The organism is Paenibacillus antri, assembly GCF_005765165.1.
GTDB classification, from domain to species: domain Bacteria; phylum Bacillota; class Bacilli; order Paenibacillales; family YIM-B00363; genus Paenibacillus_AE; species Paenibacillus_AE antri.
The window spans coordinates 42,070-54,625 of sequence record NZ_VCIW01000003.1 but is presented as its reverse complement, the minus strand read 5'-3'; the positions used below and the strand labels follow the sequence as shown (position 1 = coordinate 54,625).

Genomic DNA, 12,556 nt, shown 5'->3' with positions numbered 1-12,556 from the left:
TCACCTTGCTGTCAATCCAATTGTTCCATTACAATAAAGTCAAGCCATATATGGAAAAGGGTGAGCCCTCATCGTTACGATCTACGATATCGCAAAGCTGGCCAACGTCTCGGCGATGACCGTCTCCAGAGTTATCAATAACACGGGACGGATCAGCGAGTCGACGCGCGCCCGCGTCAAACAGGTGATGCAGGAGCTGAACTACGTTCCGAATTCGATGGCGCGCAGCCTCGTCAAGCAAGAGACGAAGATGCTGTCACTGCTCATTACGGATATTACGAACCCGTTTTATACGACGCTGGCGCGCGGCGCCGAGGATACGGCCATGCGCAACGGCTATAAGCTGCTGTTCGGCAACAGCGACGAGGACTACGCGAAGGAGCGCGATTACGTGGACATGGTGTTGTCCACGCGCGCCGACGGGGTGCTGTTCGCTCCGGCGGGCGACGGCTCCGCGGAGCATCTGCGGATGCTGCAGCGGCGTAACGTGCCGTTCGTCATCCTCGATCGGGAGGTTCCCGGCATCGAAGCCGACCATGTGCTCGGGGACAGCCGGGAAGGCGCCCGCCGGCTGGTGGAGCATCTGCTCGCCCTCGGCCATCGACGGATCGCCATGGTGGGCGGGCGGCAGGACGTCTCCACCGCGCGGCTTCGGTACGCCGGATATCTCGAGGCGCTGAAGCTGGCCGACGTCCCGTTCGATTCGGCGCTCGTGCACGACGTCGGATACACGGCCGTGGAAGGCTTCGCCTTCGTCGACGCGCTCTTGTCGGCCGAAGCGCCGCCGACCGCCGTGTTCGCCGCGAACAACTTCCTCGCGCTCGCGGTCATCCGCGCGCTGCGAGAACGAGGCGTACGCGTGCCCGAAGATCTGTCGGTCGTCTGCTTCGACGACTTCGGCGAATCGATCGTCCTGGACCCGTTCCTGACCGTCGCCCGTCAGCCCGCCTACGAATTCGGTTCGCTCGGCATGCAGCTGCTCATCGAACGCATTCAAGGCGCGGCCGGCGCCGCGCCTCGCAAAATCGTATTGCCGTCCGAGCTCGTCGTCCGACAGTCGTCGTCCGCCCTTACGGGCGTTTGACGGCTCGTTATTCGGCCCGCTTGGCGCAGCCGATCAAGAGAAACATCGGTCGGCGCATTTCCTCCTGCCATGCGGGATCGGCCTCCAGCATCTCGGGGGTCGGCGTCAGCTCCGACACCTCGTCGATTTCGAAGCCGGCCGCCGCTAACGCGTTCAGGTAGGAGGCGACGGTTCTGTGGTACTTGACGACGTCGTCGTCCAGAAACCTCGCCGTTCGGGGTCCCTCGCGATGGTAGTCGTCGACCGGCCAATGCAGCTTCTCCCCGTTCGCTCCGTAATGCCAATCCTGCGCCGCGCGCGCCGTGTAGATCGGGTGTTCGACCGACAGGACGAAGCTCCCGCCCGGGGCGAGCCAACGATGCACGCTCCGGCATGCGAGATCGAACCGATCGACGTAATGGAGCGCCAACGAGCTGATCGCGACGTCGAATTCCCCTTCGGCGAAGACGGCGTCCTCGATGGCGCCTCGTCGATATTCGATCCCGGGGTCAATGGTCGCCGCTCGGGCGCGCTCCAGCATCTTGGCCGAGAGGTCGATTCCAACGACCGAACCCGCCCCTCGCTCGCGAGCGTACCGGCAATGCCAGCCGTATCCGCAGCCGAGATCCAGCACCCGCTTGCCGCGAAGCTCCGGGAGCAGCGAGCGGAACGCCGTCCACTCTCCGGCGGCGCCCAGCCCTTCGACGGAGCGAGGCATCCGGCTGTACTTCGCGAAAAATTCGGGATCGTCGTATTTGTTCTGCTTCATGAAGACGAGCCCCTTCCCCTACTCGATTCCATAGAACGCCGCGCAGTTGCCGCCGAACAAGAGCTCTCGATCCGCTTCGCTCCACCCCTCAGTCGCGCGTTCCACGATGCCGAGGGCGCCGGCGTAGTCGGCGCCGAGCAGACATACGGGCCAATCCGAGCCGTACATGAGCCGCTTCGGCCCGAACGCTTCGAACACCGTCTCGAGGTACGGCGCGAAATCGGCGTCCTTCCACGCGGCGACGTCCGCTTCCGTCACCATTCCCGACACCTTGCACATGACGTTGTCGAACGACGCGATGTCTTCGATTCGCTTCCTCCATGGCTCCAGGCGCCCGCCTCGAATGTCGGGCTTCGCGATATGATCGAGCACGAACTTCTGCTTCGGGAAGCGGCGCACGAGCTCGATCGCGGCCGGCAGCTGCCGGTGATAGATGAGGATATCGTAAGCGAGGCCGAATTCGCCTAACGCGGCGATGCCCCGCGCGAAGTCTTCCCTCGTCAAGAACGCGTCGTCCGGCTCCGCCTGCGCGATATGGCGCACGCCCTTAAACTTCGGGTGCTTGGCGTATTTCGCCAGCTGCTCGGAGACGTCGGGCGACGTCAGATCGACCCAACCGACGACGGCGCGGATGAAATCGTGCTCGTCCGCAAGGCCGAGCAAGTAATCGTTCTCGACGAGCGACGACCTCGCCTGCACCGCCACCGCGCCCCCGAAGCCGTTCGCCGCGAGCAGCGGCGAGAGTTGCTCCGGCGCGAAGCTGTTGCTGATCGGGCTCTCCGGCCCGCCCGTCCAGGCGTATTCTTCGGGATCGTATACCCAGAAATGTTGATGCGAATCGATTCTCACCATTCGTCCCTCCTGCGATGGGTTATCGGTAACCTTCCCCACATCTTATCATGACGACGCTCTCCTGCCTACCCTCTGCGGACTTGGCTGACGAGCGCCTCCGAGGTGAGCCAAGGCCGGAACAACAGCAACAGCGCGACGCCCGGCAGGCTGATGATCGCGCCTAGGGCCAGCAGCAGCGGATCGCCCGGCGGCGCCAGCTCCGGAGACATTCCCATCGACAGGTTCATGAATTGCAGGACGGGCGGGAAGGCTTCCGGATTCGCTACGTACAGCAACGACGGCTGATAGGCGCTTGCGAGCGCGACGAGCTGCAATACGCCGAGCGCGACCCACGGCTTCCATATGTTCGGGAGAAATAGCGTCGCGAACGCATGCAGCTCCCCCTTGCCCTCCTCTTCCGCTTGCTCCTTCAGCCGACCGTACTTCGCGTTGAAGACGCTCTTCAGCACGAACGCCGGGACGACGGAGACGATGCCCGCGAGCGGCGCCGCGAACCTCGTGTCGACGAGACCGAGATGACGGAAAAACAAGTATTCGTGGATCGTACCGGTTCCGATGAGCGCGGCGAAAATCAGAAGAAGCTTGTACAGCTGCCGACCCGGGAGCCGCTTAGCGGTCATCGGGAAGGCGAGCGTGACGGTCATCAGCATATGGACGACGGTCGCGGCCAAGAACAGGAAACCGTAAGCGAGCGCGTTCGGAACGGATAGGAGGTCCCACGCCGATGCCGAAGCCTCGCTCCGGGTCGTCAGCGGCACGACGAACAAGACGTAGAGCGGAAGAAGGGCGACGATCCCGATCGCGAGCGAGGCTGCGATGCCGAGCCCGTTCGCGCCCGCGCTCCCCGCTCGAATCCGAGGACGTTCGAAGCGGCCGAACAGGTCGTCCGCGAAGGCGCCCCGAAGAAGCGCGTACGCCGCGCATGCGAAGAGCAGCTGCACGACGAATTGGAACAGCCAGGCGGCGGATGCCAAGCTGAACTGCGCCTGAACGAAGCCGACGCGAAAGCCGAACGTGGCGAGGGTGTCCCCGGTATGATATACCAACGGGTTGACGAGCGAATTCATCAGATCGAAGTCGGACGTCAGCGGCATCGCCATACGCAGCAGCGCGAAGGCGAAGACGGCTCTCGCCGCCGGGATCACAGTGTCGTGCAGGTATCCTCGCCGCCGGAAGACGGCGGCCTCGCGGTCGCCCTCGCGGGATTCCGCCTCGTGCCTGGACGCGACCGCCGTCAGCGCGATTAGGGCGGGAATGCCGACGGTCTTTAGCGCCTCCGCGGCGATCGCCGCGAAGCGAAACCGTCCGGCTTCGCCGAGGAAGAACGCGTCCCAGGCGAACAACGGCGATCGGTCCGGCGACATCATGACCGCGAACGCGTACGCGAACGCGACGGACGGTACGAAGTAGGGCAGCAGGAATAACGTCGAAAAGACGGTCCGAAGCCGCTCCCGACGAATCGAGGCCATCGCGAGCGCCGCGAGCAAGCCCGCCGCGCCCGAAACGACGACGTACCCGAGATTGAGCGCGAATGTATTCGTCAATACTTGGCGAAATTCCGGAAGCTGAAACAGCGTCCGGAAGTTGCCCATCCCCACCCACGGACTGCCGGATACGCCCTTGAATACGTTAAAGTCTACGAACGGGAGGTAGATCCCGATCAGAAACGGGATTCCCTTGAGGAGAAATAGCAACAGCAGAGCCGGCAGCACGATGACATAATGCAACCGGTATTTCCAGATGCGGGCGGACAAGCTCGAACGAACGTTCATAGCGGCTCCTTTCGGGACGATAGGATTGGTTATAAGTCCCAATTCGACGCATTCCAGAATATCCCTCCCTCCGGCGCGAAATCCTCTCGCATAAGGAGACTCTTCCCGTGGGAAAGTATAGATTACCCCTATTCTATATGGAAGGACGTGGGTTCTATGCTTCGACGTCCGGCTCTTTCGCTGTTTTTGGCCGGTTTGATCGCATTCTCCGTCGCGGCCGACGCCGGCGCCGCCGCAACGCCCGCTTCCGACGGCGCGGAGCCGCGCCGCGTCGCGATCGTCATCGACGATTTCGGCAACGCCATGGACGGCACCGAGGAGATGTTCGCGCTCCCGGCGCCGATTACGGTCGCCGTCATGCCGTTCCTTCCGACGACGAAGCGCGACGCGGAGGAAGCGCACCGCCGCGGGCACGAGGTCATCGTGCATCTGCCGATGGAGCCGATGCGGGGCAAGCGGAGCTGGCTCGGACCCGGCGCGATTACGACCGACCTGTCCGACCGGGAAATCAGGAATCGCGTCGCCGCCGCGATCGACGACGTGCCGCATGCCCGGGGCATGAACAATCATATGGGCTCCAAAGCGACGGCCGACCCGCGCGTCATGCGGCTCGTCATGGAGGTGTGCCGGGAGCGGGGGCTGTATTTCCTCGACAGCCGCACGACGGGCAAGAGCAAGGCGGAGACGACGGCCGGCGACGTCGGGGTGCCGCTCGTCGCGAACGACCTGTTCCTGGACGAAATCTACACGGCTTCGCACGTCCATAAGCAGCTGCGCAAGCTGCTTCGGTTGATCGACGAGCAGTCCGATACGATCGCGATCGGCCATGTCGGGCCGCCGGGACGCATTACGGCCTCGGCCCTGCGCGGCGCGATGGACCGGCTGCAGGACGAGGCGGCGTTCGTTCGCGTGTCCGAGCTGCTGCCGCTGCCGGAGCCCGTGCCGCTCTGGCGGTGAGATACGAACAGTTCCTCCATCGCCGGAGGAATGCGAACGGGAAATCCTCCCGCCCAACCTCGCTCCAGGCGTCTGAAACCGGCCTCGAACGGGAAATTCTCCGTCTTATTTCGCAATATCCGGCCGGTTCCGTTAGTTTCCCGCCAATAAGAAGGAGGTTTTCCCGTCCACAAGCGGTTGCCGCCTCGGCCAGACTCATGAAAGGGAGGATTTCCTCTACGCGAAGGAATTTCCAACGGAATTGTATTATTCTGCTGGGCATAAACGAAGAAAGGGCAGAAGGTCGACGAATCGACCCTCTGCCCTTTTCCCATGATTTATCCTGATTACATCTGGTTGAACGTATCCGTCAGCACCGGCACGATTTGCGACTTGCGGGACACGACGCCCTTCAGCACGGCCGTGTTGTTCGACAGCGTTACGTTGTACGCCTTCTCCACCGCGTTCGCCTTCTTGCCGAGCGCAAGACCGACGGAGTCGTTGTTGAGAATGTCCGTCACGACGAACAAGAACAGGTCCAAACCCTTATCGGCGATCATTTGCGACAGCGCCGCTTCGACTTCCGCTTGGCGCGAGAGCACGTCGTTCACGTCGACCGCGTTCACTTGCGCGATCTCGACCTTGGAGCCGCCCATCGTGAACTCCTTGGAGTCGAGCGAGATCAGCTGCGCGATCGTCTTGTCGGACAGGTCCGCGCCCGCCTTCAGCATGTCGAGGCCGTATGCCTCGGCGTCCACGCCGGCGATCTCCGCGAGCTCCTTCGCCGCGGCGACGTCCTGCGACGTGCACGTCGGCGACTTGAACAGCAGCGAGTCGGAGATGATGGCGGACAACATGAGGCCCGCGACGTTCTTCGGAACGGACTTGCCGTTCTCCTTGTACAGCTTCAAGAGGATCGTCGCCGTGCAGCCGACCGGCTCCGCGCGGTAGTACAACGGTCCGCTCGTCTCGAAGTTGGCGATGCGGTGATGGTCGATAACCTCGAGCACTTGCACCTGCTCGATGTCCGAAGCGCTCTGCTGTCGCTCGTTATGGTCGACGAGGATGACGCCTTTGACTTCGTTCGCGACGGTTTCGACGAGGCGCGGCGCGTCGAAGCCGAACTTGTCGAGCGCGAATTGCGTTTCGCCGCTGACGGCGCCGAGGCGGACGGCCTCGACGTTCTCGCCGAGCTGCGTCTTCAGGTCCGCATAAGCGATCGCCGAGCAAATCGTGTCCGTATCCGGGTTCTTGTGACCGAAAATAAGCTTCTTGTCCATTATGTACTCCTTTGTCGTGAGGAATGGGATTGGAAAAAATTATAGCGCAGGAAGAAACGCTCAAGCAACAGTATACAACGAATCCGAAATAATTCCTACTGTTTCGATAGGGATTAAACAAATTTCAAAACTTCGTCACCGCCGCGTCTCTCTCCTCCGTCGTTTCTCGAACCACCATTTCAATAGAAAAGGCACCGCGCCGAGAATCGTGTACAGCCGCACCATCTGCAGCGACGTGACGACGGCGGCGTCGGCTCCGATCGAAGAGGCGGTCAGCGCCATCTCGATCAGTCCGCCGGGGGCTACGCTCAGCAGCGCCTCCGGCAAGTCCATGCCGGTCGCCAAATGCAGCGCGCCGCCCAGCCCCATGGCGATCGCCAGCATGGCGGCGACGAGCGCGAGCGCCCGCAACCATTGCTTCCCGACCGCCCGCAGCTCGTCGAACGCGACCGATTCGCCGAGTCCCGCGCCGACGACGAGCTGGGCGGCGACGAGCGCGACGGACGGGACGGCGTACAGCGTCGCGCCCGCGATATGCAGCGCCGCCGTCAGCAGCATCGTAACGAGCACGTACGAGGCCGGGACGGCCTTCCGCAGCAGGTAAGCCAGCGCGATCGGCAGCGCGTACCAGAGCGCCGCGGTCGGCGAAGCGGACAACGGCGCGCCGATCGGCGCGGCGGCGAGCGGCGGGGCGCTCCCCGCGCGAAACCACCACGCGACGAGGAACGGTACGACGGAGAGCACGGACAACAGCCGCAGCGTCTGAAGAAACACGACCGTACCGGGCTTGGCGCCGACCGCTTGGCCCGTGACGACCATCTCGGTCAGTCCTCCCGGGATGAACCCGAAGACGCTGGAGACGGCGTCGGTCTTCGTCCAACGGGCGAACCAAGCGCCGAGACCGACGCAGCATGCGATCATCGAAACCGTAACCGCCATATACGGAAGCAGGAACGGGGCGACCTGCCGGATCGTATCCAGCGAAAATTGCAAACCGAACACGATGCCGAGCACGACGAGCGCCCCGTTCTTCAACGTCGCCGGCAGCCGGGCCGCGGGAGGACGAACCGCCTTCAGCAGCAGGACGGCCGCCATCGATCCCAGCACCCAAGGAAGGGGGAACGACAGCGCGTCGAACAGCAAACCGCCGACGACGGCGGCAAGGAACGTCGGCAAGAGGCGTACCGTCGACGACAAGGATCGCTTCATCGCCGCCTCCCCCCTTCGACCGCCACAATTTCCCGCCGGAACGAGCCCTTGCGCGCCTCGCACCGATCGCGCACGTCGAAGCCCGCCCGGCGGACGGCGGCGTCGATCGGCGTCGTCGCGAGCAGCACCGCCCGAGGCGCCAGACGGCGCACGGCGGCGAGCAGCTCGCCGAGCTCCCGCTCGGGCAGCACCGAGCACAGATTATACGGCAGATCCACGACGGCGACGTCGTACGCCCCCTCGAGGCTTCGCGCGTCCGCGACCCGTACGACGTCCGGATATCCGAAGTTAGCAAGGTTTTCCCTGGCGCCGATCACCGCCAGCGGGTTGACGTCCGAGCCGACGATGTCGACGCCCATGGACAACGCCTCGAGCAGCACCGTGCCGATGCCGCAGCACGGGTCGATCGCGCGGACGCCCGCCGGCTCGGGCGCGGCGAGATTGACGACGCTCCGCGCCAGGCGGGCGCTCAGCGCCGTGGAATAGTTCCGCGGCTTCTCCGCGTGCTTCATCCACGAGCCGTCGTTCTCGAGCAGCGGCCCGAAGCGCCAGCGCCCGCCGAGCGAGGCGACCCCGAACCGCTCTGCGGGCGTCCGCATGTCGGCCGTCCCGCGAACGGCGGCGCCGACGACGCGTTCGATGCCGCGGCGATCCGCGTAGGAGGCGTCGTCCTCTCCCGTCTTCACATAGACCGTCTTGAACGAAGCCGCCGACGTCCCCGCCTCGCGAATCCGTTCCGCCAACGCTTCCGGCGTATCCGCCTCGAAGCGCGCGTCGATCCGGCTCTTAAGGAACGGACTGCGGCTCGGATCGACGGCGCGCGCCGCCGCGAACGCCGACGCCCCCGCGGCGGCGACGGTACCGAACAACGCGCGGCGCTCCATCTCGAAGACGTCTCGCTCGTCCTCGTGAACCGCGAATGCGTAGATATACATGACTGGATCAGCCTCGCTCCATCGTTCTTTCCCGTTTCGGTCTCCTTACTTTACCATATCGCCGACCGTTCCGCAGACCCGTTCGAGCCCAGCGTTGTACATACAAGTCGAGTCGGTGATATACTGGGAACAGCGAAATTTCGAGCGCATTTCGAAAGAGAGGAAAGCCGGCATGAACGACAAGAACGTCCCGAAGTACTTACAAGTCAAGCGGGAGCTGCTGCAAGGGCTCGAAGCCGGAGCGTTCGCTCCCGGGGAGCGGCTTCCGTCCGAGCACGAGCTCGCCGAGCGATTCGGAGTCAGCCGGCAGACGATTCGGCAGACGGTAGGCGAGCTCGAGCGCGAAGGCCGCATCTACCGCGTGCAAGGCAAGGGCACGTTCGTCGCCGACCGCTTGCCCCCCTCGGGCGAGGACGCCGTGCCGACGATCGGCGTCGTCACGACGTATATTTCGGATTACATCTTCCCTCACATCGTGCGAGGCATCGAGTCGACGCTGCGCGACAACGGCTTTCGTCTCGTGCTCTCGAGCACGGACAACGACAAGGGCAAGGAACGCGAAGCGTTGACCGCCATGCTGAGTCAGCCCTTAAGCGGATTGATCGTCGAGCCGACGAAGAGCGCCGAGGGCAATCCGAACGTCGACTGCTTCCTCGCGCTGCAAAACCGGCGTCTGCCCTTCGTCACGATCAACGAGTCGTACCCGGAGCTGACGTGTCCGACGTTTAAGACCGACGACGAAGGCGGCGCCTACTTGGCGGCGACGCATCTGACGGATCGCGGTCACGTCCGGGTCGCCGGCTTCTTCAAGACCGACGATCGTCAAGGGGTGAACCGGCTGCGCGGGTTTTTGAAGGCGTTCGGGGACCGCGGCCTGCCGGTCCCCCCGGAGTATCTCGTGCGTTACGTCTCCGAGGATAAGGCGACCAAGCCTCGGGAAGCGGCCGCCGCCCTGCTCGAACGCGCCGATCGGCCGACGGCGTTCGTCTGCTATAACGACGAGCTTGCGATTGTACTGCTCGAGACGATTCGGCAAGCCGGGCTGCGCGTGCCGGACGACGTCTCGCTCGTCGGCTTCGACGATTCGCCGCTCGCGACGGCGACCGAGGTGAAGCTGACGACGATCGCGCATCCGAAGGCGCAGCTCGGCTCCGATGCGGCGAACGCGCTGCTCCGCATGATCGGCCAGAGGGACGAAGGCGGCGCGATCGCCGCGAAAGCCGGCAAATTGTACGAACCGGTGCTCATCGAACGGACGTCGGTAAACAATTTGTAGCCCTGTTGTACGTACAAGTGATATACTGAAGCAAACCTTATGCGAATGTACCGGAAGGAGTGTCGCCAATCGTGTTAGAAGCTTTGAAGCAGTCCGTCCTGGAAGCGAATTTGGATCTTCCGAAGCATGGACTCGTCACGTTCACTTGGGGCAATGTCAGCGGAATCGATCGAGAGAGCGGCCTCATGGTCATCAAGCCGAGCGGCGTTCCTTACGAAGAGCTGAAGCGCGACGACATGGTCGTCGTGGCTCCGGACGGCCGGGTCGTCGAAGGCCGCTATAAGCCGTCCTCGGATACGCCCACCCATCTCGTGTTGTACCAAGCCTTCCCTCGCATCGGAGGCATCGTGCACACGCACGCGCCTTGGGCGACGAGTTGGGCGCAGGCCGGCAGGGCGCTGCCCGCGCTCGGCACGACGCATGCCGACTATTATTACGGCGCCATCCCTTGCACCCGCCCGATGACCGAGGCGGAAATCCGGAACGGTTACGAACGCGAGACGGGCAACGTCATCGTCGAGACGTTCCGCGACATGGACCCGATGCAAATTCCAGGCGTGCTGGTATACAGCCATGCGCCGTTCAACTGGGGCAAGGATCCGCACGACGCGGTTCACAATGCGGTCGTGCTGGAGGAATGCGCGAAGATGGCGCTTCATACGTATGCCCTGAATCCGGCGGCGCAGCCGATGGACCAAGCGCTGCTCGATAAGCATTTCCTGCGGAAACACGGGGCGAACGCCTATTATGGACAATCCACCGCCGAAAGGGGCTAACCACAGATGAGTTCCAAAAAGTATGCGATCGGCGTCGACTACGGCACCGAATCCGGGCGCGCCGTATTGGTCGACTTGAACGACGGCGCGGAGATCGCCGATCACGTGACGCCGTACCCGCACGGCGTCATCGACGAAGCGCTGCCGGAATCCGGCGTCCGCCTCGGCCACGAATGGGCGCTGCAGCACCCGAACGATTATCTCGAGGTGTTGAAGCGGTCGGTCCCGGCCGTCATGCGGGCGTCCGGCGTCGATCCGGCCGACGTCATCGGCCTCGGCATCGACTTCACGGCATGCACGATGCTGCCGGTGGACGCCTCCGGCGAACCGCTCTGCTTCAAGCCGGAGCTGAAGGCGAATCCCCATAGTTGGGTGAAGCTGTGGAAGCATCACGCCGCGCAGGACGAAGCCAACAAAATCAACGCGATCGCCGCGCAACGAGGCGAAGCGTTCCTGCCGCGTTACGGCGGCAAAATATCGTCCGAGTGGATGATCGCGAAAGCTTGGCAAATTCTCGACGAGGCGCCGGACGTCTACGACCGCGCCGACCGATTCATGGAAGCCGCCGACTGGGTCGTCAACCAAATGACCGGCAGCTTCGCGCGCAACAGCTGCACCGCCGGCTACAAGGCGATTTGGCATAAGAAGGAAGGCTACCCGAGCAAAGACTTCTTCAAGGCGCTCGATCCTCGCCTCGAGCATCTCGCCGAGACGAAGCTGCGCGGCGACGTCGTTCCGCTCGGCACGAAGGCGGGCGAGCTGACGGAGGCTATGGCGCAAGCGATGGGCCTCAAGGCCGGCATCGCCGTCGCCGTCGGCAACGTGGACGCGCACGCGGCCGTTCCGGGCGTCGGCGTCGTCACGCCGGGCAAGCTCGTCATGGCGATGGGCACGTCGATCTGCCATATGCTGCTCGGCACGGAAGAACGCGAGGTCGAAGGCATGTGCGGCGTCGTCGAAGACGGCATCATCCCGGGCTATTTGGGCTACGAGGCCGGGCAATCCGCCGTCGGCGACATCTTCGCTTGGTTCGTCGACAATAGCGTGCCGGCGTACGCGCACGAAGCCGCGAAGGCGGAAGGCGAGAACATCCACGCCTATCTCGAACGGAAGGCTTCCGCCTACAAGCCCGGCGAGATCGGCCTCGTCGCGCTCGACTGGTGGAACGGGAACCGCTCGGTGCTCGTCGATACGGAGCTGAGCGGCCTGTTTCTCGGCTTGACGCTCTCGACGAAGCCCGAAGAGATGTATCGCGCGCTGCTGGAAGCGACCGCGTTCGGCACGCGGAAAATCGTCGAAGCGTTCCATTCGAACGGCGTGCCGGTCGACGAGCTGTACGCGTGCGGCGGACTGCCGCAAAAAAACCGGCTGCTGATGCAAATCTACGCCGACGTGACGAACCGCGAAATCAAAATCGCGGATTCGAAGCAGACGCCGGCGCTCGGCGCGGCGATGTTCGGCGCCGTGGCGGCGGGCGCGGCGAACGGCGGCTACGACAATATCGTCGACGCCGCGCGGAAGATGGCCCGCGTGCGCGAGGAGACGTTCAAGCCGATCCCGGAGAACGTCGCCGTCTACGAGAAGCTGTACCAAGAATACAACGCCTTGCACGACTACTTCGGGCGCGGCGCGAACGACGTCATGAAGCGGCTGAAAGCGATCCGCAACGCGGCGCTTCATTAATACTT

Annotated in this window: 11 protein-coding genes; 5 read left to right on the top strand and 6 right to left on the bottom strand. The window is 63.6% G+C overall.

Features of this window, described 5'->3' with window-relative positions:
* Positions 1–70: 70 nt before the first annotated feature.
* Positions 71–1,084, top strand: coding sequence for a LacI family DNA-binding transcriptional regulator (locus FE782_RS05895; RefSeq protein WP_138193146.1), 1,014 nt, complete (start codon positions 71–73; stop codon positions 1,082–1,084).
* A gap of 7 nt (positions 1,085–1,091) precedes the next feature.
* On the opposite strand, the gene FE782_RS05890 is transcribed toward FE782_RS05895, so the two are convergent.
* From FE782_RS05890 to FE782_RS05880, 3 genes are all read right to left on the bottom strand, one after another.
* Positions 1,092–1,832 carry a class I SAM-dependent methyltransferase gene (locus FE782_RS05890; RefSeq protein WP_138193145.1) on the bottom strand — a complete coding sequence of 247 codons (741 nt, stop codon included), beginning with the start codon at positions 1,830–1,832 and terminating at the stop codon, positions 1,092–1,094.
* Positions 1,833–1,850: 18 nt separating this feature from the next.
* Positions 1,851–2,684: an amidohydrolase family protein gene (locus FE782_RS05885; RefSeq protein WP_238392363.1), complete on the bottom strand. Its 834-nt coding sequence runs from the start codon at positions 2,682–2,684 to the stop codon at positions 1,851–1,853.
* Between the two features lie 65 nt (positions 2,685–2,749).
* The gene (locus FE782_RS05880; RefSeq protein ID WP_138193143.1) at positions 2,750–4,456 is read right to left on the bottom strand and encodes an ABC transporter permease family protein; all 1,707 of its coding nucleotides are present in this window, start codon (positions 4,454–4,456) and stop codon (positions 2,750–2,752) included.
* Between the two features lie 156 nt (positions 4,457–4,612).
* Here FE782_RS05880 and FE782_RS05875 point away from each other — a divergent pair, with 156 nt between their 5' ends.
* Positions 4,613–5,413, top strand: coding sequence for a divergent polysaccharide deacetylase family protein (locus FE782_RS05875; protein WP_138193142.1), 801 nt, complete (start codon positions 4,613–4,615; stop codon positions 5,411–5,413).
* Positions 5,414–5,739: 326 nt separating this feature from the next.
* Here the strand turns inward: FE782_RS05875 and FE782_RS05870 are convergent, their stop codons facing one another.
* The 3 genes from FE782_RS05870 to FE782_RS05860 form a co-directional block, all read right to left on the bottom strand.
* Entirely contained in the window at positions 5,740–6,672 is a 933-nt protein-coding gene (locus tag FE782_RS05870) for a manganese-dependent inorganic pyrophosphatase (RefSeq protein WP_138193141.1), read from the bottom strand.
* Positions 6,673–6,807: 135 nt separating this feature from the next.
* Entirely contained in the window at positions 6,808–7,881 is a 1,074-nt protein-coding gene (locus tag FE782_RS05865) for an AbrB family transcriptional regulator (protein WP_138193140.1), read from the bottom strand.
* Entirely contained in the window at positions 7,878–8,816 is a 939-nt protein-coding gene (locus tag FE782_RS05860) for a TRM11 family SAM-dependent methyltransferase (RefSeq protein ID WP_138193139.1), read from the bottom strand. Before FE782_RS05860 ends, FE782_RS05865 begins: the two co-directional genes overlap by 4 nt.
* Positions 8,817–8,988: 172 nt before the next feature.
* On the opposite strand from FE782_RS05860, the gene FE782_RS05855 reads away from it, so the two are divergent.
* The 3 genes from FE782_RS05855 to FE782_RS05845 all read left to right on the top strand — a co-directional run bounded on the left by FE782_RS05855 (position 8,989) and on the right by FE782_RS05845 (position 12,551).
* Complete coding sequence (locus tag FE782_RS05855; RefSeq protein WP_138193138.1) at positions 8,989–10,092, top strand: GntR family transcriptional regulator; 1,104 nt, start codon at positions 8,989–8,991, stop codon at positions 10,090–10,092.
* A gap of 71 nt (positions 10,093–10,163) precedes the next feature.
* The gene (gene araD, locus FE782_RS05850) at positions 10,164–10,868 is read left to right on the top strand and encodes an L-ribulose-5-phosphate 4-epimerase (protein ID WP_138193137.1); all 705 of its coding nucleotides are present in this window, start codon (positions 10,164–10,166) and stop codon (positions 10,866–10,868) included.
* Positions 10,869–10,874: 6 nt separating this feature from the next.
* Complete coding sequence (locus FE782_RS05845; RefSeq protein ID WP_138193136.1) at positions 10,875–12,551, top strand: ribulokinase; 1,677 nt, start codon at positions 10,875–10,877, stop codon at positions 12,549–12,551.
* Positions 12,552–12,556 lie beyond the last annotated feature (5 nt).

Bases quoted from the DNA above. Each gene is read 5' to 3' on its own strand.
- FE782_RS05890 (WP_138193145.1), bottom strand. From the start codon at position 1,832: ATGAAGCAGAACAAATACGACGATCCCGAATTTTTCGCGAAGTACAGC.
- FE782_RS05885 (WP_238392363.1), bottom strand. From the start codon at position 2,684: ATGGTGAGAATCGATTCGCATCAACATTTCTGGGTATACGATCCCGAA.
- FE782_RS05880 (WP_138193143.1), bottom strand. From the start codon at position 4,456: ATGAACGTTCGTTCGAGCTTGTCCGCCCGCATCTGGAAATACCGGTTG.
- FE782_RS05875 (WP_138193142.1), top strand. From the start codon at position 4,613: ATGCTTCGACGTCCGGCTCTTTCGCTGTTTTTGGCCGGTTTGATCGCA.
- FE782_RS05870 (WP_138193141.1), bottom strand. From the start codon at position 6,672: ATGGACAAGAAGCTTATTTTCGGTCACAAGAACCCGGATACGGACACG.
- FE782_RS05865 (WP_138193140.1), bottom strand. From the start codon at position 7,881: ATGAAGCGATCCTTGTCGTCGACGGTACGCCTCTTGCCGACGTTCCTT.
- FE782_RS05860 (WP_138193139.1), bottom strand. From the start codon at position 8,816: ATGTATATCTACGCATTCGCGGTTCACGAGGACGAGCGAGACGTCTTC.
- FE782_RS05855 (WP_138193138.1), top strand. From the start codon at position 8,989: ATGAACGACAAGAACGTCCCGAAGTACTTACAAGTCAAGCGGGAGCTG.
- FE782_RS05845 (WP_138193136.1), top strand. From the start codon at position 10,875: ATGAGTTCCAAAAAGTATGCGATCGGCGTCGACTACGGCACCGAATCC.